Genomic DNA, 19,662 nt, shown 5'->3' with positions numbered 1-19,662 from the left:
GGATCTGCAAAGGCGTGAGCATACCCCATGAGTCGATTGAACAAGGAATTGGGCCTGCTGCAGGGTATCGCCCTGCTCAGCACGTCGCTGCTCGGCACCGGCATCTTCGTGGTGCCGGCACTGGCCGCTACGGCAGCGGACGAGGCGTCGCTGTGGGCCTGGATGATCCTCATCGCCCTGGTGCTACCAGTGGCCTTCACCTTCGCTCAGTTGGGCAAGCGTTTCCCCCATGCCGGCGGCGCGCCGCACCTGATCGGCCGCGCCTTCGGCCTGCGCATGGAAGGCGTCAGCGCCTTGCTGTTTCTCGCCGTGCTGCCGGTCGGTCTGCCGGCTGCGCTGCATATCGCCAGCGGCTTCTGGCTGGCGCTGTTCGATCTCGATCGCAGCGGCCTGCTGGCTATCGAGCTGCTCACGCTGGGGGCCATCCTCCTGCTTGGCCAGCGCCCGCCGAAGGCGTCAGGACTGCTGCAGGGCTTGATCGCCGTGGCTATCGTCGCCAGCGTGGCGTTGATCTGGTGGATGGGTGATCTGCCGCGTGCCAGCCAACCTCTGCTGCCGCCCATGGACGGCCAGTGGCACCTGCTGCCGACCGCGCTGGGAGTGATGTTCTGGTGCTTCGTTGGTATCGAGGCTTTCACCCACCTGGGCGAGGAATTCAAACACCCGGAGCGTGACTTTCCCCTGGCACTGCTGCTCGGTGTACTGCTGGCCGGCCTGGTGTATTGGGCCTGTTCAGTGGCGGTGCTGAGCTTCGTCACCTACGGCGACGTGCACAGTGATACCACCGCCCTGCCCCGTCTGTTCGAGCAACTGCTCGGCGAGCGCGCCCGCGTGCTGGTAGCGGTGCTCGGCTACCTGGCCTGCTTCGCCTCGATGAACGTGTATATCCAGGGCTTCGCCCGGCTGATCTGGAGCCTGGCCGAGGAAGGCCGGCTGCCCGCCACACTCGCCGTGCGCAACCGTCAGGGCGTGCCCGGCAAGGCCCTGTTGCTGGTGGTGATCGCTTGCGCGCTGTGCGCAGTGCTGTCGGCCACCTTGCAGCTGTCGGTGGACGACCTGATCCGCTATGCCAACGGCAACTTCGTGCTGATCTATCTGCTCAGCATGGCGGCAGGCTGGGTACTGTTGCGCGGCATCTGGCGCCTGCTGGCCGGGCTCAGTGCACTGCTGTGTGCTGCCGTGCTGGTGATGCTCGGTAGCGATGCGTTGTATGCGCTGGCGCTGCTCATCGCCCTGCTGCTGCTCGATCATCTGCGCGCAAGGCACAAGGCGCTGGCGTAGGGTGGATCACGCCTCACCGCTCCACCGCGAGCTGACGGTGGATGGAAGAGCTTCAATCACCCTACGGATGACCTCGAGGCGCATAGGGTTCTATCCTTACCTCGTATTCGCTGAAAGGAAGCACCATGCGCCGCGTACTCAATGACCTGAAAATCATGATCCTGGCCAACCTGTGGATAGTCCCGGTGGTGGCAGGCCTGGTCTGGGCACTGTTCCAGTTCGTCGCACCGCCACCGCCGATGAGCGCCAGCATGGCCACCGGAGCCCAGGGTGGGGCCTATCAGCAGTTCGCCGAGCGACTGAAAGAGGAGCTGGCCAAGGAAGGTTTCGAGCTGAACCTGGTACCAACCTCCGGTTCGCGCGATAACTTGCAGCGCCTGCTGGCCAACGACCCACAGGTCGAGATCGCCCTGGTGCAGAGCGGACTGGAGCGCCAGCTGGCGCCCGAGCAGCAGCGCAAGCTGGAAAGCCTAGGGGCGATCTATCAGGAGCCGCTGTGGCTGTTCTACCGCCGCGACGTCGGCCTGGATCGCATTGCCGACCTGCTGCCGCTGCGCCTCGGCCTCGGTGGCGAAGGCAGCGGAACCCGCGCCGCCAGCGACGCCATCCTCGGCGCCAATGCCATCCTGCCCGAACAATATCCTGAAAGCTGGCAGAGCATCGGCGGCGGCAAGGCCGCCCGCGCGCTGATGGCGGGCGAACTGGATGCCGCCTTCTTCGTCGGCCCGGCAGAAAACACCCTGGTGCAGCAACTGGCAGCCAACCCGGACATCGCTCTGGCGCACTTTCGCCGCGCCGCGGCCTATGAAGCGCGCCTGCCGTTCTTCAATCAGGTGACCGTCGGCGAGGGCCTGCTCGATCTGGCCAGCAACGCCCCGGATCGTGACATCGTCACCCTGGCGCCGGTCGCCACCCTGGTGGTCAACGACGACTTCAACCCCGGACTGGTGCCGCTGTTTCTCGAGGCCAGTCGCGAAGTAATGCGCGACGGCACCCTGCTCGACGCTGCCGGCACCTTTCCCAGTGCCGAACCACGCACCTTCGAACTGCACAAGGATGCCGGGCACTACTACGACAAGGGGCTGCCGATCCTGCAGCGCTACCTGCCGTTTCGTATCGCCTCGCTGGCCGACCGCTACATCATCCTGCTGATCCCGCTGATCGTGGTGATGATCCCGCTGTTCAAGGCCGTCGGGCCGATCTACCAGTGGCGAATTCGCGCGCGTATCTACCGCTGGTACAAGTACCTGCGCGAAGTCGACCGCAAGCTGCACGCCGGCTCCCTGCCCGACGAGCTGGGCAGTGAGATCGAACGCCTGGAGCAGATGGAAGACGAGCTGGCATCTGTGGAAGTGCCGCTGTCGTACTCCAACCAGCTGTATGAGCTGCACCTGCATGTGCGCTATGTGATCGAGCGATTGCGCGCACTGCAGCAACGCCGCCAACCGTAGGGTGGATCACGCTTCATCGACGCACCAAAGCGGTGGATGTAAAGAGCGACATCCACCCTACGCAACAGCAGCACCGCCAGTAGAGAACCATCGCGGCTAAAGCCCCTCCCACGGGCGTTCGTGATACCTGTGGGAGGGGTTTTAGCCGCGATCTGCTGTGTGGTCTTCAACGCTTTTCACGGATAGATCCACACCCAGCCCCGGAATCCATTTTCTGCTTCGGGTAAACTTCGCCCTTCGTTTCATTTGCCCATCGAGACCGCCATGCCGATCCGTCACTGCATCGTCCACTTGATCGACAAGAAGCCCGACGGCAGCCCTGCCGTGCTGCACGCCCGCGACAGCGAGCTGGCCACGTCGCAAGCCATGGAGAACCTGCTGGCCGACCTCAACGAGAGCTACAACGCCAAGCAGGGCAAGGCCTGGGGTCTGTTCCATGAAGAGTCCGGCGCCTACCCGTTCAGCGGCTGGCTCAAGGCCTACCTCGACGGCGAGCAGGATTTCACCGCCTTCAGCCGCCAGGCCGTGGAGCACCTGCAAAAGCTGATGGAGGAATCCAACCTCTCCACTGGTGGCCACGTGCTGCTGGCCCACTACCAGCAAGGCATGACCGACTACCTGTCCATCGCCCTGTTGCACCACAGCGAAGGCGTGGCGGTGACCGACGCACTGGACGTGGCCCCGGCCAAGCACCTGGACCTCGGCCAACTGCACCTGGCTGCACGCATCAACATCAGCGAGTGGCAGAACAACAAGCAGTCCAAGCAGTACATCTCGTTCATCAAGGGCAAGAACGGCAAGAAGGTCTCCGACTACTTCCGCGACTTCATCGGTTGCCAGGAAGGCGTCGATGGCCCGGGCGAAACGCGCACCCTGCTCAAAGCCTTCAGCGACTTCGTCGAAAGCGAAGACCTGCCCGAAGAGCAGGCCCGCGAGAAAACCAAGACCCTGGTCGGCTACGCTACCAGTCAGGCCAAGCTCGGTGAGCCGATCACCCTCGACGAGCTCTCCGGCCTGATCGACGAAGAGCGCCCCAAGGCCTTCTATGAACACATCCGCAACAAGGATTACGGCATGGCCCCGGAATTTCCGGCGGACAAGCGCACCTTGAGCCAGTTCCAGCGTTTCACCGGCCGCGCCGAAGGGCTGTCGATCAGTTTCGAGGCGCACTTGCTGGGCTCGAAGGTCGAGTACGACGAGGGTCGCGACATGCTCATCATTCGCCAATTACCGACCCAGTTGAAGGACCAGCTCAAGCGTCGTCAGGATTGATGCATGTCGGGCGGCGATCCGCTTTAGTTTCTGTAGGGTGGGTGGGCTTTAGCCCACCGAAGTAGTACAAGCACCGAAGGCACCCGGCCTACCTTACGAGGCTGAGATCGTTCTGGTGGACTGAAGCGGATCGCCGCCCGGCCCACCCTACTGACTGATATGGCGGCACGGCCGGGTGCGGTTTACCCTGAGATGACAGCGCCATCACACAAGGACGCGACACGATGAAAACGATTCTACTGTTGCTCACCGCCCTAGCTCTCTGGCAGAACTGGGACAAGATCGAGCGCTGGATCGACCCACCTCAGGCCGGCAACGCCAGTGGCGAAATCGTCCTGTATGCCACGCAATGGTGCGGCTACTGCGCCAAGACGCGCGAGCTGTTCGCCGAGGATGGCATCGCCTATCGCGAAGTGAATATCGAGACCGATGCCGCCGGTCGCGCTCAGTATCAGGCGCTTGGTGGCCGCGGCGTGCCGGTGATCGACCTGCGCGGGCAGGTCATCCACGGCTACGACGTACGGGCCATCCGCGCCGCCTACTGACAGGCGGCGCGAGACGCCTCAGCGCGCCTCGATACGAAAGCCCAAGCGCGGGAAGTGCACATGCACGACGCCGGCGCGCTCGTCCTCGCGACGCAGAATCAGCTCGTCACGACCGGCATGCAGCAACTCGCCCTGCACCGGATCAACGCCATAGTCCACTGCCGCGATGCTCACCGCCTGGCCAGCCTTGAAGCCATTGGGATCAACGAAGGTTTCGTCCGGCAGCGCAGCCGGCGTCGCCTCACGCGCCACGGTGACGGCCTGTTCGCCACTCATCTCGCTCAACGAGCCATGGCCGAAGCCGAGTACACGGGCGAGCCAGGCGGCGACTTCCGGATAGTCGTCGACCAGCGGTGAGGTGACCGGCGTGCCGCGCAGGAACCACAGGCAATGCGCCACGGAAAAATCGGCGTGCGAAGGCTCACCGAAGAGGAAGTCTCCCTGCTCGCGCTGCAGCTGACGCTGCAACGCGCCCATCAGTGCCGGCCACTGATGCTTGGCCTGCTCAAGCGGCAAGCGGCTGGCCGTACCACCGGAAAACAGCGCACCACGGTCGGCAGCGAAGGCCTTGGCAAACTCTGGCGGCACCTTGGCGAAGCGCAGCGCCATGGACTCAGGCTGGAACACCAGTGCCACGGCATGCTGGAACAGCACCGAATCGGCCCACTGCGACAGCAGGCTGACATTGAACTCCTGACCTTCAGGGAACAGTGCCGGGGTGGCTTTCTCGGCCTCCAGACGACGCGCGATCAGCGCGGTATCGCAATAGATATCAGCACCAACCTGCAGTACCGGCGTCTTGCGGTAGCCGCCGGTGAGCGCGGTGAGGTCCGGTTTGGGCATCAACGGCGGGATCATCACCGAGCGCCAGGACAGTTGCTTGAAGCCCAGCATCAGGCGGGCCTTCTCGGCGAACGGCGAGGTCGGATAGTGGTGAAGGATCAGCTCGTGCATGGCGCGCTCCGCGTCAGTTCGAAAGCGCCCAGCTTACCCGCGCAACCTATCCACGCACACCGCCTCAGGCTGATGAAGCGCCATCAACGGCCAGAATGAGCGCCTCTTTGGCGCTTTTGCTCAGGCGCTTGATCGCACGCTCACGACGCAGCGCGTCACCCTTGCCGGCACAGGCTTCGACATAGGCCAGCGCCAGCGCTGGGCTGGTATGGAAGAAACGAGCGCCCTTGCCGCTCTGGTGCTGGGCGAAGCGCCGCTGCGGGTCATCGCTGATGCCGCAATAAAGCGCGCCATTGGCGGCGCGCACCAGATAAACGAACCAGGCCTTTTCGACTGCTGCATTCATCCGCGAGCGGGAAACCACTCGCGCACCGAGCGCCACAGGCACATGCCGACGAAGTAGGCTGAAGCCAACCACCAGAGCGCCAGCAGCCAGAACTGGCTGACCGGATACTGCAGGACCAGCAATGCGCTGGAAAGCATCCAGACGAAGGTCACCAGAATGTTCAGCGGCATGAACTGGCGAACGCGGAACGGGTGCAGGAACTTCATCTTGGTCAGGGTCAGGCCGGCCAACAGCACGATCATGCCAAGGGTAATCCAGGGATGAATGTCGAGGATGTAGAAATACAGCACCACCACGTTCCAGGCCGCAGGGAAGCCGACGAAGTAGTTGTCCTTGCTCTTCATGTTCAGGTTGCAGAAGCAGAACAGCGAGGACACCAGGATCAGACCCACGGCGAACAGCGGCGTGTAGTCCGGCAACGGGATAAAGCGATAGAGGAAGATGGCGGGAATGAACACATAGGTGAGGTAGTCGATCACCAGGTCGAGGGTCGAGCCATCGAAATGCGGCAGCACACCCTTGACGTCGTAACGTCGAGCCAGCGAACCGTCCAGGCCATCGACCAGCAGTGCCAGGCCGAGCCACAGCAGGCACTGCTTGGGTTGGCCGTCGAGTACGGCCAGCAATGCCAGCAGTGCGAGGATCACACCGCTGGCGGTAACGGCATGGACCCCCCAGGCTTTGGCCTGTTTTACGGCAACGATCAGTTCGGTCACGGCAGGTCTCGATTGGCAGTGGAGGTGCGGCACCCGATGTGCGCACTCTTTATTGAAGGCTAAGACCGGCTAGCCTACCACTGCGTTCCTTCGCCCGCCTCAGCGAGTGCCGCGAAACTGGGCCAGACCGCGTGCCGCTTGTCGACGAATGGCAGCCTGAACCGGCGGAGCCCAACCCAGTAGCAGCCCTTTGCCACCCAGCGCCTGACGTGCCCAGCGCCACAGATCGAAGTGATCGCGGTGCTCGACGATGAGTCCGTCGCGAAACACGAAGCGCGCCTGGATATGGTTGACCACCTGACGACCGGTGGCGCTGAAACGGTAGCTGGCGACCCAGCGGGCGCTGCCGGCATGATCATCGGCGTGTACCGAGTCGAAGGTCAGCGAGAAGCCTTCGGCACGGGTGCAGAGCATGCGCCACATATCGCCCGCCTCAGCACCACGCAGACCGATGAAGACCGGGTCGGAGAAACGCACGTCTTCGGCGTAGCAAGCCGCCATGGTTTCGGCATCGAGCTTCTGGAAGGCGCTGTAGAAACGCTGGATCAACTCGGCGTTGGGATGACTCATGGCTCGCTCCTGCGTATTTGCTGGTGATGACGACGGTGCGCGCGGCGCACCTGACGGCTCGATGGTGAATGCAGCCTAGTGTGTCCCTCGCCCGCCCGCGCGGCGATTGGCCATAAGGACAACTTTGTGTCAATAATCGCCAACCCCCACGCCAGGCCATCGTCATGCTGCGCATCGCGCTTTACGTCTGCCCGCAAACCATCTGCTCCAGCCTGAGCATGGCGCAGGACGCCTTCAGCCTGGCCAATCGCCTGGCCGGTGCGCCCCGTTTTCAGTTGCAGCGTTTCAGCCTTGATGGCCAGCCCGTGCAGTTGGAGTTCGCGCAGATTCAGGTCGATGGTGGCCTGCAATTGGCCGAGCAGGCCGATCTGCTGATCGTTCCCGCCACCGGCAGCGCCGTCACCCGCACTCTGGAGAGCAACGCCGAGCTCCTGCCCTGGCTGGCCCGACGTGACCAGCAACAGGTGGCTAGCCTGTGCAGCAGCGCCTTCCTGCTGGCGGCTGCCGGCCTGCTCGATGGACGCCAGGCCACCACCCACTGGGCATTGGCCGATGCGTTCTCCCGCCACTTTCCCCAGGTGAACCTGCGCAGCGACCTGCTGCTGACCGAAGATGGCCCGCTGTTCTGCTCCGGCGGCGCCCAGGCTGGGCTCGACCTGTGCCTGCACCTGATCGCCCTGCATGCCGGCGAATGGCTGGCGCAACAGGTCGCTGGTGCCATGGTGATCGAGCGCCAGCGCGGCACGCAGACCCGTTTCGCGCCGCTGCTACCCAGCAGTGAGGACAAAACCCTTGCACCGCTGCTGAACTGGCTGCGCGAGCATCACGCCGAGACGATCGACCTCAACCGTATTGCGCAGCAAGCGCACTGCTCACCGCGCACTCTGCTACGCCGCTTCAAACAGGCCATCGGGCTGACCCCTGGCGACTACCTGCAACGCCTGCGTATCAGCCTGGCGCAGCAGGCGCTGGCCGATTCGGCCTGTTCGCTGGAGCAGATCGCCAGCCAGGTCGGTTTCGCCGACCGTGCGACCTTCGCCAAGCGCTTCAAGCAACTGTGCGGGGAAACGCCGGGGGCCTTCCGCAAACGCACGCGGCGTAGCTAGCAACAAAAAAGGGAGCCCGAAGGCTCCCTGATTCACAACGCAATACCGACTCAGTGCAGGATCTGGCTGAGGAACAACTTGGTGCGCTCGTTCTGCGGGTTGGTGAAGAAGGTGTTCGGTTCGGCCTCCTCCACGATCTCGCCCTTGTCCATGAAGATCACGCGGTTGGCCACAGTACGAGCGAAGCCCATTTCGTGGGTCACGCAGAGCATGGTCATGCCGTCTTCGGCCAGGCCGATCATGGTGTCCAGCACCTCTTTCACCATTTCCGGGTCGAGGGCCGAGGTTGGCTCGTCGAACAGCATGATCTTCGGCTTCATGCACAGTGCACGGGCAATCGCTACACGCTGCTGCTGGCCACCGGAGAGCTGCCCCGGAAACTTGTTGGCCTGCTCGGGAATGCGCACGCGCTCGAGAAAGTGCATGGCGATTTCCTCGGCCTGGCGCCTGGGCATCTTGCGTACCCACATCGGCGCCAGGGTGCAGTTCTGCAGCACGGTCAGGTGCGGGAACAGGTTGAAGTGCTGGAACACCATGCCCACTTCGCGGCGAATCGCCTCGATGTGCTTGAGGTCGCTGGTCAGCTCGGTGCCATCGACCACGATGCGGCCCTGCTGGTGCTCTTCCAAACGGTTGATGCAGCGAATGGTCGTAGACTTGCCCGAACCGGACGGGCCGCAAAGGACGATACGCTCGCCCGGCTGCACGCTCAGGTTGATGTCTTTGAGCACGTGGAACTGGCCATACCACTTATTCACGCCCTGCAGCAGGATCATCGGCTCAGCGCTGGGTTGTTTGATTGCTTCACTCATAAATTCACTCCTCTCGAGGGGCTGATCCAGGATTTAGCGAGCTAGAGCCAGGCAAGGCGAAAACATTCGAGGGAGCGCAATGTACGGTTGTACATGAGCATCCCGAGAGTGTTTTCAACGCCGCCAGGCCGACGCGCAGCAAATACTGATCAGCTCCTAACGCTTGTGGCCGGTATCCAGCTTCCGCTCGAGATGCAGCGAATAGCGGGACATGCCGAAACAGAAAATCCAGAAGACCAACGCGGCGAATACATAACCTTCGGTAGCCATACCCAGCCACGCCGGGTCGGTGGTCGCCTGCTTGATGCTGTTGAGCAGATCGAACAGGCCGATGATGATCACCAGGCTGGTGTCCTTGAACAGGGCAATGAAGACGTTAACGATGCCCGGAATCACCAGCTTGAGCGCCTGCGGCAGAATCACCAGCCCCATCATCCGCCAGTAGCCCAGGCCCATGGCCGCAGCGGCCTCGTACTGACCTTTGGGAATGGCCTGCAGACCACCGCGCACCACTTCGGCGATGTAGGCGGACTGGAACAAGATCACCCCGATCAGCGCGCGCATCAGCTTGTCGAAATGCATGCCTTCAGGCAGGAACAGCGGCAGCATCACCGAGGACATGAACAGCACGGTAATCAACGGTACACCGCGCCAGAACTCGATGAAGGTGACGCAGATGACCTTGATCGCCGGCAGGTTGGAGCGTCGCCCCAGCGCCAGCAGGATACCCAGCGGCAAGGCACCGGTGATGCCGACAGAGGCGATCACCAGGGTCAGCATCAGGCCGCCCCACTGGCTGGTGGAGACTACGCTGAGGCCAAACACGCCGCCGTGCAGCAGGCACCAGGCGATGATCGGGTAGATCACCAGAAACGCCAGGCCGTAGAGCGCCTTGCGCGGCATCTGCGGGACGAACAGCGGCGCCGCACCGACGATGGCCAGCCACAGCGTGGCGTCCACGCGCCAGCGCAGTTCGCTGGGGTAGAAGCCGTACATGAACTGACCGAAGCGCTGCTGGATGAACACCCAGCACGCGCCTTCCTTGGTGCAGTCGGCACGGGTGCTGCCCACCCAATTGGCATCGATGATCGCCCACTGCAGCAGTGGCGGCACCACCAGCCAGATCAGGTAGATTGCGAAGAGGGTCAACAGGCTGTTGAACCAGTTGGAGAACAGGTTGCTCTTGAGCCAGCCCACCACACCGACGCTCATGCGCGGCGGCGGTAGGTCCGGTTTGAATGTATGAGTCTGCATGGCTGCTCCTTACCGCTCAGTCAGCGCGATGCGCTTGTTGTACCAGTTCATCAGCAGGGAAATGCTGATGCTGATTGCCAGGTACACGCTCATGGTGATGGCGATCACCTCGATGGCCTGGCCGGTCTGGTTGAGTACGGTACCGGCGAACAGCGAAACCATGTCCGGGTAACCGATACCGGCGGCCAACGAGGAGTTCTTCGCCAGGTTGAGGTACTGACTGGTCAGCGGCGGGATGATCACGCGCAGTGCCTGCGGGATGATCACCAGACGCAGAGTAACGCCCGGACGCAAGCCCAGCGAGCGCGCTGCTTCGGTCTGGCCATGGCTGACCGCCATGATCCCGGAGCGTACGTTCTCGGCGATGAAAGCCGCGGTGTAGATGGTCAGAGCCAGGGTCAGTGCCATCAGCTCGGGGATCATCACCCAGCCGCCACGGAAGTTGAATCCGGTCAGCTCCGGCACACTCCACACCAGCGGGTTGCCACCGATCAGTACGGTGAGGCCAGGGATGACGACGAGCAGCGCCAGCGATGTCCACAGCAGTGGGAATATCTGGCCAGTGGCTTCGCGACGCTTCTTGGCCCAGCGTCCCAGGGCGATGATGCCGACGATGGTCGCTAGCAAGACCACGGCGAACAGGCCGAAATTCTCCGAAGGGCCAGGCGCCGGCATGTACAGGCCACGACTGTTGAGGAAGAACGTTTCGCCAAGACCCAGGCTCTGCCGCGGTCCAGGCAGAGCGAGGAAGACCGCGAAATACCAGAAGAGGATCTGCAGCAACGGCGGAATATTACGGAAGATCTCGATATAAACCGTGGCCAGCTTGCTGATCAGCCAGTTCGGCGACAGCCGCGCCACACCCAGCAGGAAGCCAAGGATGGAGGCCAGCACGATACCGATGAACGAGACCAGCAGGGTATTGAGCAGACCGACGAGGAATACCCGTGCGTAGGAATTGCTCTCGGTGTAGTCGATCAGGTGCTGGGCAATGCCGAAACCGGCGCTGTTATTGAGAAAAGCGAAGCCGGAGATGATCCCGCGCTTCTCCAGGTTAGCCTGGGTGTTCTGGAAGAGAAACCAACCGAGCGCCACAACGGCGACGACGGCAATGATCTGGAAAGCCCAAGCGCGCACCTGCGGATCGTTTAGAAGCGATCCTCGCGGGCGCGGGGCATTAGCAGTCGTTTGCATAACAACCCTCATGGAAGCCCCGGCCGCATACAAGCCGGCCGGAGTTCACGTAATCGGAAACGACAGCGGCAGGCGCTAGGCCTGCCGCTGTGGACGGTCAACGCACCGGCGGTGCGTACTGCAGACCACCCTTGTTCCACAGGGCGTTGAGACCACGCTCGATCTTCAGCTCGCTGCCAGCACCAACGTTGCGGTCGAACGACTCACCGTAGTTACCGACTTGCTTGACGATCTGCACTGCCCAGTCTTTCGGCAGTTTGAGGTCCTTGCCGAACTCACCTTCGGTACCCAGCAGACGAGCGACGTCCGGGTTCTTGGTGTCTTTGGCAGTGGCTTCGACGTTAGCCGCGGTCACGCCCAGTTCTTCGGCGTTGAGCATGGCGAACAGGGTCCAGCGCACGATGTCGAACCACTCCTCGTCACCCTGACGAACGGACGGGCCGAGCGGCTCCTTGGAGATGACTTCCGGCAGCACGACGTAGTCGTTCGGGTTGGCCAGCTTGATGCGCTGTGCGTACAGCTGCGACTGGTCGGAGGTCAGCACGTCACAACGGCCAGCTTCGACCGACTTGGCGCTCTCGTCAGAGGTATCGTAAGTGATGGGGGTGTACTTCATGCCGTTGGCACGGAAGTAGTCGGAGAGGTTCAGCTCGGTGGTGGTACCAGCCTGGATGCAGACGGTTGCGCCGTCCAGTTCCTTGGCGCTGGAAACACCCAGTTTCTTGTTCACCAGGAAGCCCTGGCCGTCGTAGTAGGTAACACCGGTGAAGTTCAGGCCCAGTGCGGCGTCGCGCGAGCTGGTCCAGGTGGTGTTACGCGACAGGATGTCGACTTCGCCGGACTGCAGCGCGGTGAAGCGCTCCTTGGCGGTCAGCGGGCTGTACTTGACCTTGGTGGCGTCACCGAAGACCGCAGCTGCAACAGCACGGCAGACGTCGACGTCCAGACCCAGGTAATTGCCTTTTTCATCGGCGTAGGAGAAGCCAGGCAGACCGTCGCTGATACCGCACTGCACGAAGCCTTTCTTCTGCACTGCATCCAGGGTGGCGCCTGCCTGAGCAAAGCCACTGACACCGAGCACAGCTGCGGTGGTCAGCACAGCCAGGGTGGATTTCACCATCTTCATCAAAAACCTCCAGTTGCTCTTGTTGTGTTGGAGTCTCCGTCCGCCTTCCCCACCCTTTTGAGGCACGCGATCCGCTGGCAGCAACGGTATCGACGAGAAGTTCGAACGTCAGGCGGGAGTCTAGTCGGCTTTACCCTCTGCTGGCCAACTGCTCCTGCCCAGCCCATTGGTTGAACGGGCCAGAGACGGATCGTGATCCGCCTGGGCGATCAAGCGCCCCGACGGTCTATTAGGAACCCCACACAGCAGATTCCTGCCTGTTGAGCGGTGCGCGATGGCACAGTGTTACCGTTAGCGCACCACGTCGTCAGTTCGTATGAGCCATAGCAAGCGCCGTACCAGCACATGGCAAATGGCCGGATATACGAGGGTCAAGGGCAAAACTTTCACCCGTGCGACAACTTATTCACAGATTAGCCAAGCCTTGAACAGGGCGCCGCCCCAAATCAAGGCGCCCGCACCACACTGGAGCTACCAATGACCGCACCCATGATTTTGCAGCCCCCACAATCCGCCGATGCCAGCGTGATCTGGCTGCATGGGTTGGGGGCTGACCGCTACGATTTCCTCCCGGTCGCGGAGATGTTGCAGGAGCGCTTGCCCAGCACACGCTTCATCCTGCCGCAGGCGCCAACCCGCCCGGTGACCATCAACGGCGGCTGGAGCATGCCGAGCTGGTACGACATCCTCGCCATGAGTCCGGCCCGTGCCATCGACCAGGCGCAGCTGGAGGAATCGGCCGATCAGGTGATCGCCCTGATCGAAGCGGAACTCGAAAGCGCCATCGCCCCCGAACGCATCGTTCTCGCAGGCTTCTCCCAGGGTGGCGCGGTGGTGCTGCACACCGCCTTCCTGCGTTATCCGCAAACCCTGGGCGGGGTACTGGCACTGTCGACCTACGCGCCGACCTTCAGCGACGACATGCCGCTGGCGGATACAAAAAGACAACTGCCGGTGCTTTGTTTGCATGGCAGATTCGACGACGTGGTGACACCCGACATGGGTCGTGCCGCGTATGACCGCCTGCACGCCTGCGGGGTGCCGGTGCAATGGCGTGACTATCCGATGGCGCATGAGGTGCTGCCGGAAGAGATTCGCGATATCGCCGAATGGCTGGGCCAACTGCTGGCCGGCTGACCGAACCGAAGAGATGCACGATAAATGAGCACAGCGCCCCTGATTCGCACCCTGCAGGATATCGAACAGATCGAGAGCACCCCGCTCAGCGATCGCGACCTGCCCAGCAGCACTTACGAGCTGATTCGTCGTACGGCGCTGGCCCATCCCGAAGCAGCAGCGCTGTCGTTCCTCCTCCAGGGCACGGCCGAAGAAACTCCGCTGCGCCTGAACTACGCCGAACTGCTCGGCAAGATCACCCAGACCGCCAATGCCTTTCATCGTCTGGGCCTGCGTCCAGGCAAGGCGGTTTCGTTCCTGCTGCCCAACCTGCCGCAGACCCACTACACCATCTGGGGCGGCGAGGCGGCTGGCATCGTCAACGCGATCAACCCGCTGCTCGACCCCGAGCACATCGCCGAGCTGATCCATGCCTCGGACTCCGAACTACTGGTGACCCTGGCGCCCTTCCCCGGCACCGACCTGTGGGACAAGGTCAACGCTCTGCGTGATCAGTTGCCAGCGCTGAAAGCGATTCTCTGCGTGGACATGGCCAATCTATTGCCCGAGCCACAGCGCAGTGCGCTCAAGGCCCAGCGCGGCCAGTTGCCAGAGGGCGTGCTGGACTTCGACGAGACCATCGCCGCCTGCCCGGCCGACCATCTGCAAAGCGGTCGCGTGATCGCTGCCAACGACATCGCCAGCTACTTTCACACCGGCGGCACCACTGGCACGCCGAAACTGGCACCGCACAGCCACGGCAATGAAGTGGCGATGGCCTACAGCATGAACCTGGTCACCCGCTTCGGCGTGGGCGACGTGACGCTCTGCGGCCTGCCGCTGTTCCACGTCAACGGCGTGATCGTCACCGGTCTGACGGCCTTCATCGGCGGTGCCGAGGTACTGTTGGCCACGCCACAGGGTTATCGCAACACCACCTTGATCGGCAATTTCTGGAAGGTGATTGAACGGCACAGGGTCAGCTTCTTCAGCGGCGTTCCCACCATCTATGCCGGCCTGCTGCAGGTTCCCAGCGAGGGTCACGATCTGTCCACGCTGAAATACGCCCTGTGCGGCGCCGCGCCGATGCCGGTGGAGCTGATTCGCCAGTTCGAGGCCAAGACCGGCCTGACTCTGCTCGAAGGTTATGGCCTGACCGAAGGCACCTGCGGCAGTTGCGCCAACCCGCCGGCCGGCGAGCGCCGTCCTGGCTCCATCGGCTTGCCGATGCCTTATTGCGAAGTGCGCATCAAGGTGCTCGACGAACAGGGGCAGTACCTGCGCGAAGCCGCGCCCAACGAGATCGGCAACCTGTGCATTCGTGGCGCCACGGTGTTCAAGGGCTATCTGCAGGCGAGCAAGAACGTCGGTATCTGGGTCGATGGTGATTGGTTCAATACCGGTGACCTCGGCCGCGTCGATGCCGACGGCTATATCTGGCTGACTGGCCGCAGCAAGGACCTGATCATCCGTGGCGGCCACAACATCGATCCGCAGATGATCGAGGAAGCCCTGCACAAGCACCCGGCGGTGGCCATGGCCGCCGCCGTTGGCAAGCCCGACGAAAAGGCCGGCGAACTGCCCGTGGTCTACGTCCAGCTCAAACCCGGCGCACAGGCCAGCGAGGCCGAGCTGCTGGCGCATGCCGCCGCACATATCCCCGAGCGCGCCGCAGTACCCAAGGACGCCTGGATCATCGACGCCATCCCGCTCACCGCGGTAGGCAAAACCTTCAAGCCGGCGCTGCGCTTCGACGCGATCACCCGCGTCTACCAGGCCGCTGTCGGCGAGCTGCATCCTGCTGCACGTGTTGAAGTCCTGAGCGATGACAAGGCAGGTCAACTGGCCCACATTCACCTGCCGAACCAGGATCAGGCATTAGCTACTGCAATCGGCGAGCGCCTGGCCGGTTATGCGGTAGGCCATCGCATCCACTTCGCCGCGTGATCCAGAGCGCGCAGGGACGCGCGCCAGTTAACAGCTTTGCACTTTCGTGCAACCACTGGTCGGCCGAACTTTGGGCAAGCATTGCCACGCCTGAAAGCCGGGAATACTGTCGGCAACTATCCGTAGACACAACAGGGAGCGTTGGTGGTGCCCTCAGGCCTATTCGCCCGACCAGGCCCGACGAGATCGCGATGAAACCGGCGCACTGGCAGGCAGACCTGCAGCAAGTTCAGCATCTGCGACTATTTCAGAATGTCGCCACCAGCAGCCTGGATCAGTTGCTGCAGGAATTTCGCGCCTGCGAACTGGAAGCAGGCGAAGTGTTGCTCTCCCCGTTCAATCGCAACCAATACCTCTATCTGTTGATCGAGGGACAGTTGCGCGTCTACCTGGGATCACTGGATAACCAGGCCGTCAGCACGCTCGAAGTCGGCGATTGCGCCGGTGAAATCAGCTTCATCGATAACGAACACCCCTCCGCCTACGTGGTGGCCGAGCGCCCCTCCACCGTATTGCGCCTGCATCGTGAATCCCTGATCGCGCTGTTCCAGCAATCCCCACAGATGATGCAGAACCTGTTGGAGTTGCTCTGCGAGCGTGTGCGCCAGGGCAACCGGCAGATTCTCGACAGCGAGCAGAATGCCAACGTCGATACCCTGACCGGCTGCTTCAACCGGCGCTGGCTGGAACACGTGTTCGAGCGCGAAAGCACGCGTTGTGCCTTCAACGACGAGCCGATGTCACTGCTGATGCTGGATGTCGACCATTTCAAGGCCTACAACGACCAGCACGGCCACCTCGCTGGCGACTACGCGCTGTGCCTGGTGGCACATACCTTGCGCAGCCAGTTGCGCCCCAAGGACAGCCTGATACGTTTCGGCGGCGAAGAGTTCGTCATCCTCCTGCCGGAGATCGCTGCCGAGGACGCACGCAGCATCGGCGAACGCCTGCGCATCAGCCTGGAGCAGGTCGCCTCCTTCTACTCGCCGGTCGGCGTTCTGCCAGGCGTCACCATTTCCATTGGCCTGGCGCAGATGCAGCATCAGGACAGCCTGCAAGGCCTGATCGCGCGGGCCGATGCGGCGCTGTACCAAGCCAAGCAGCAGGGACGTAACTGCCTCAGCGGCTGAGTCTTGTTGACCTTGGAGGTCACCGCGCCCCTGCCGCAGGGGCGCTGTGCGCAGCGCTTCCCTGCTAAAGTGCCCGGCATAACAACACGCCTGGATGGCTCCTCATGCGCAAACTGCTGATCGCCGGACTTCTGCTCGTTCCCCTCTCCGCCCTGGCCGTTCTGGGCCTGCCCCAGGTGCTCGACGCACAGATGAATAGCGTCGCCAGTCCGCCGCCCTATCCGGCCAGCGCCAGCGCGCAGAAGCTGCATCAGGGCTTGTTCGTCGCCGACCTGCACGACGACGCTCTGCTCTGGGAGCGCGACCTGCTCAAACGTTACGACTACGGTCACTCCGACCTGCCGCGCATGCTTGAAGGTCGCCTCGGCCTGCAGGTGTTCTCCACCGTGACCAAGACGCCACGCGGCCTGAACATGGAAAGCAATGGCGCCGACAGCGACAACATTACCCTGCTGGCCATGGCCCAGCGCTGGCCGCGAGAAACCTGGAGCAGCCTGCTGCAACGTGCGCTGTACCAGGCGCAGAAGCTCAAGGACGCCGCAGCCGGCAGCGACGGTCGCCTGGTGCTGATCCGCACCCGCGCGGACCTGGCCCGCTTCGTCGAGGCCTGGAACCAGGACCCGCGCCGCGTCGCCGGCCTGCTCGCCACCGAAGGCCTGCAGCCCATCGAAGGCAAGCTGGAAAACATCGACGTGCTGTATGACGCGGGTTTCCGCATCGCTGGCCTGACCCACTTTTTCGATAACGAAGTCGGCGGCTCGGCCCATGGTCTGAAAAAAGGCGGGCTGACCCCGCTGGGGCGTCAGGTCATCGCGCGCCTGGAAGAGAAATCCATGCTGGTGGACCTGGCACACGCCTCGCGCCCACTGATCGACGACGTACTGGCCATGGCCACGCGCCCGGTGCTGGTCTCACACACCGGCGTCGAAGGCACCTGCGCCGGCACACGCAACCTCAGCGACAAACACCTGCAGGCCATTGCCGCCACCGGTGGAGTAGTCGGCATCGGCTACTGGAGCACGGCCGTGTGCGACACCTCGGTCGCGGCCATCGTCAAGGCCATCCGCTATACGGCGGACAAGGTCGGCGTCGAGCACGTCGCCCTGGGCTCGGACTTCAATGGCACCGTGCATACGCCGTTCGATGTCACCGGCCTGGCGCAGATCACCGAAGGCCTGCAAGGTGCCGGCTTCGATGACGCGGCCATTGCCGCGATCATGGGCGGCAACGTGCAGCGCCTGCTGCTGACCAGCTTGCCGGAAAACTGAGAGGCTGGTTGCGCAGTCCTCTTGACAGACGCGAGCGAAGCACTTCGCCACGCCCGCGTCTTGCATTACACTGGCGAGCGTTCACTCCTTAACCAATCGATGAGAAGCCCGTGCTCAAAGCACTCAAGAAAATGTTCGGCAAAGCCGAAGACGAGCAGCCACAACCAGCGCCGTCACCCGTAGCAGCGCCGGCCCAGAGCCGTGACGCCGACGACAAGCGTCCGCGCAAGAACAAGCCCGCCCGCACCGCCAGCGAGAGCGCAGGCGAGAGCCCCGAGCAACAGCAGCCCCGCCCGCCGAAAGCCGACAAGCCACGCCGCGAGCGCCCGGCCAAACCGGTGGACACCTGGAAGCTGGAAGACTTCGCGGTCGAACCCGCCGAAGGCAAGACCCGTTTCCATGACTTCAAGCTCGCCCCGGAGCTGATGCACGCCATCCACGACCTCGGGTTCCCCTACTGCACGCCGATCCAGGCCGGCGTACTGGGCTATACCCTCAAAGGTCAGGACGCCATCGGCCGCGCCCAGACAGGTACCGGCAAGACCGCTGCCTTCCTCATTTCGATCATCACCCAGCTGCTGCAGACCCCGGCGCCGAAAGAGCGCTACATGGGTGAGCCGCGCGCGCTGATCATCGCGCCGACCCGCGAACTGGTGGTACAGATCGCCAAGGACGCAGCCGAGCTGACCAAGTACACCGGCCTCAACGTCATGCAATTCGTTGGTGGCATGGACTTCGACAAGCAGCTCAAGCAGCTGGAATCGCGCTTCTGCGACATCCTCGTGGCCACACCGGGCCGCCTGCTGGACTTCAACCAGCGCGGTGAAGTGCACCTGGACATGGTCGAGGTGATGGTGCTGGATGAAGCCGACCGCATGCTCGACATGGGCTTTATCCCGCAGGTACGCCAGATCATCCGCCAGACGCCGATGAAGGGCGACCGTCAGACCCTGCTGTTCTCCGCCACCTTCACCGAGGACGTGATGAACCTGGCCAAGCAGTGGACGGTCAACCCGGCCATCGTCGAGATCGAGCCAGAAAACGTCGCCAGCGACACGGTCGAGCAGCACGTCTACGCCGTGGCCTCGGCGGACAAGTACAAGCTGCTGTACAATCTGATCTCGCAGAACGACTGGACGCGGGTCATGGTCTTCGCCAACCGCAAGGACGAAGTACGGCGCATCGAAGAGCGCCTGACCCGCGACGGCATCAGTGCCGTGCAGATGTCCGGTGACATTCCCCAGCACAAGCGCATCCGCGCGCTGGAAGGCTTCCGCGAAGGCAAGATCCGCGTGATGGTCGCCACCGACGTGGCCGGTCGCGGCATCCACGTCGATGCCATCAGCCACGTGATCAACTTCACCCTGCCGGAAGACCCGGACGACTACGTGCACCGCATCGGCCGCACTGGCCGCGCCGGCACCAGCGGCACCTCGATCAGCTTCGCTGGTGAGGACGACGCCTTCGCCCTGCCGCCAATCGAAGAGCTGATCGGCCGCAAGATCCAGTGCGAAATGCCGCCGGACGAGTTGCTCAAGCCGGTGCCGCGCAAGCACTGATAAGGCCGAAGCAGA

General features: G+C 62.9%; 18 protein-coding genes. 10 read left to right on the top strand and 8 right to left on the bottom strand.

Annotated elements, in window-relative coordinates:
- Positions 1-27: 27 nt before the first annotated feature.
- The 4 genes from yjeH (at position 28) to BM059_RS08685 (ending at position 4,549) form a co-directional block, all read left to right on the top strand.
- Complete coding sequence (gene yjeH, locus BM059_RS08700) at positions 28-1,281, top strand: L-methionine/branched-chain amino acid transporter (RefSeq protein WP_074938039.1); 1,254 nt, start codon at positions 28-30, stop codon at positions 1,279-1,281.
- A gap of 125 nt (positions 1,282-1,406) precedes the next feature.
- A complete protein-coding gene (locus BM059_RS08695; RefSeq protein ID WP_074938037.1) occupies positions 1,407-2,732 on the top strand; it encodes a TAXI family TRAP transporter solute-binding subunit in 1,326 nt (441 codons plus the stop codon).
- A 264-nt stretch (positions 2,733-2,996) separates the two neighbouring features.
- Positions 2,997-4,004 (top strand): nucleoid-associated protein YejK, encoded by a 1,008-nt coding sequence (gene yejK / locus BM059_RS08690; RefSeq protein WP_036998677.1) that lies wholly within the window; start codon positions 2,997-2,999, stop codon positions 4,002-4,004.
- A gap of 224 nt (positions 4,005-4,228) precedes the next feature.
- Positions 4,229-4,549, top strand: coding sequence for a glutaredoxin family protein (locus BM059_RS08685; protein ID WP_036998675.1), 321 nt, complete (start codon positions 4,229-4,231; stop codon positions 4,547-4,549).
- Between the two features lie 18 nt (positions 4,550-4,567).
- Here the strand turns inward: BM059_RS08685 and BM059_RS08680 are convergent, their stop codons facing one another.
- The 4 genes from BM059_RS08680 to BM059_RS08665 form a co-directional block, all read right to left on the bottom strand.
- The gene (locus BM059_RS08680; protein ID WP_074938034.1) at positions 4,568-5,503 is read right to left on the bottom strand and encodes a glutathione S-transferase family protein; all 936 of its coding nucleotides are present in this window, start codon (positions 5,501-5,503) and stop codon (positions 4,568-4,570) included.
- A 64-nt stretch (positions 5,504-5,567) separates the two neighbouring features.
- Positions 5,568-5,849, bottom strand: a complete 282-nt coding sequence (locus BM059_RS08675) for a GIY-YIG nuclease family protein (RefSeq protein ID WP_036998671.1) — start codon at positions 5,847-5,849, stop codon at positions 5,568-5,570.
- Positions 5,846-6,565, bottom strand: a complete 720-nt coding sequence (gene pcsA, locus BM059_RS08670; RefSeq protein ID WP_074938032.1) for a phosphatidylcholine synthase — start codon at positions 6,563-6,565, stop codon at positions 5,846-5,848. The genes BM059_RS08675 and pcsA overlap by 4 nt, the downstream gene beginning before the upstream one ends.
- Before the next feature lie 99 nt (positions 6,566-6,664).
- Positions 6,665-7,135 (bottom strand): nuclear transport factor 2 family protein, encoded by a 471-nt coding sequence (locus BM059_RS08665; protein ID WP_036998668.1) that lies wholly within the window; start codon positions 7,133-7,135, stop codon positions 6,665-6,667.
- Between the two features lie 164 nt (positions 7,136-7,299).
- Between BM059_RS08665 and BM059_RS08660 the strand changes: the two genes are divergently transcribed.
- Positions 7,300-8,241: a GlxA family transcriptional regulator gene (locus tag BM059_RS08660; RefSeq protein WP_074938030.1), complete on the top strand. Its 942-nt coding sequence runs from the start codon at positions 7,300-7,302 to the stop codon at positions 8,239-8,241.
- A gap of 50 nt (positions 8,242-8,291) precedes the next feature.
- On the opposite strand, the gene BM059_RS08655 is transcribed toward BM059_RS08660, so the two are convergent.
- The 4 genes from BM059_RS08655 to BM059_RS08640 form a co-directional block, all read right to left on the bottom strand.
- A complete protein-coding gene (locus BM059_RS08655; protein ID WP_036998663.1) occupies positions 8,292-9,053 on the bottom strand; it encodes an amino acid ABC transporter ATP-binding protein in 762 nt (253 codons plus the stop codon).
- A gap of 156 nt (positions 9,054-9,209) precedes the next feature.
- Positions 9,210-10,307, bottom strand: a complete 1,098-nt coding sequence (locus BM059_RS08650) for an amino acid ABC transporter permease (protein ID WP_036998658.1) — start codon at positions 10,305-10,307, stop codon at positions 9,210-9,212.
- A gap of 9 nt (positions 10,308-10,316) precedes the next feature.
- Positions 10,317-11,501, bottom strand: coding sequence for an amino acid ABC transporter permease (locus BM059_RS08645; protein ID WP_179526879.1), 1,185 nt, complete (start codon positions 11,499-11,501; stop codon positions 10,317-10,319).
- 97 nt (positions 11,502-11,598) lie between these two features.
- Positions 11,599-12,627, bottom strand: coding sequence for an amino acid ABC transporter substrate-binding protein (locus tag BM059_RS08640; protein ID WP_036998654.1), 1,029 nt, complete (start codon positions 12,625-12,627; stop codon positions 11,599-11,601).
- A gap of 477 nt (positions 12,628-13,104) precedes the next feature.
- On the opposite strand from BM059_RS08640, the gene BM059_RS08635 reads away from it, so the two are divergent.
- The 5 genes from BM059_RS08635 (at position 13,105) to rhlB (ending at position 19,647) form a co-directional block, all read left to right on the top strand.
- Positions 13,105-13,764 carry an alpha/beta hydrolase gene (locus BM059_RS08635; RefSeq protein WP_036998652.1) on the top strand — a complete coding sequence of 220 codons (660 nt, stop codon included), beginning with the start codon at positions 13,105-13,107 and terminating at the stop codon, positions 13,762-13,764.
- 24 nt (positions 13,765-13,788) lie between these two features.
- Positions 13,789-15,690 carry an acyl-CoA synthetase gene (locus BM059_RS08630; RefSeq protein ID WP_074938028.1) on the top strand — a complete coding sequence of 634 codons (1,902 nt, stop codon included), beginning with the start codon at positions 13,789-13,791 and terminating at the stop codon, positions 15,688-15,690.
- Positions 15,691-15,881: 191 nt separating this feature from the next.
- The gene (locus tag BM059_RS08625; RefSeq protein WP_074938026.1) at positions 15,882-16,820 is read left to right on the top strand and encodes a GGDEF domain-containing protein; all 939 of its coding nucleotides are present in this window, start codon (positions 15,882-15,884) and stop codon (positions 16,818-16,820) included.
- A 104-nt stretch (positions 16,821-16,924) separates the two neighbouring features.
- Positions 16,925-18,088: a dipeptidase gene (locus BM059_RS08620; RefSeq protein WP_074938025.1), complete on the top strand. Its 1,164-nt coding sequence runs from the start codon at positions 16,925-16,927 to the stop codon at positions 18,086-18,088.
- Between the two features lie 110 nt (positions 18,089-18,198).
- The gene (gene rhlB, locus BM059_RS08615) at positions 18,199-19,647 is read left to right on the top strand and encodes an ATP-dependent RNA helicase RhlB (RefSeq protein WP_074938023.1); all 1,449 of its coding nucleotides are present in this window, start codon (positions 18,199-18,201) and stop codon (positions 19,645-19,647) included.
- Positions 19,648-19,662 lie beyond the last annotated feature (15 nt).

Origin of the sequence: Ectopseudomonas composti (genome assembly GCF_900115475.1) — a bacterium.
Lineage (GTDB): Bacteria > Pseudomonadota > Gammaproteobacteria > Pseudomonadales > Pseudomonadaceae > Aquipseudomonas > Aquipseudomonas composti.
Note: the sequence above shows the minus strand (reverse complement) of the source record. Positions and strands in the feature narration are given on the sequence as shown.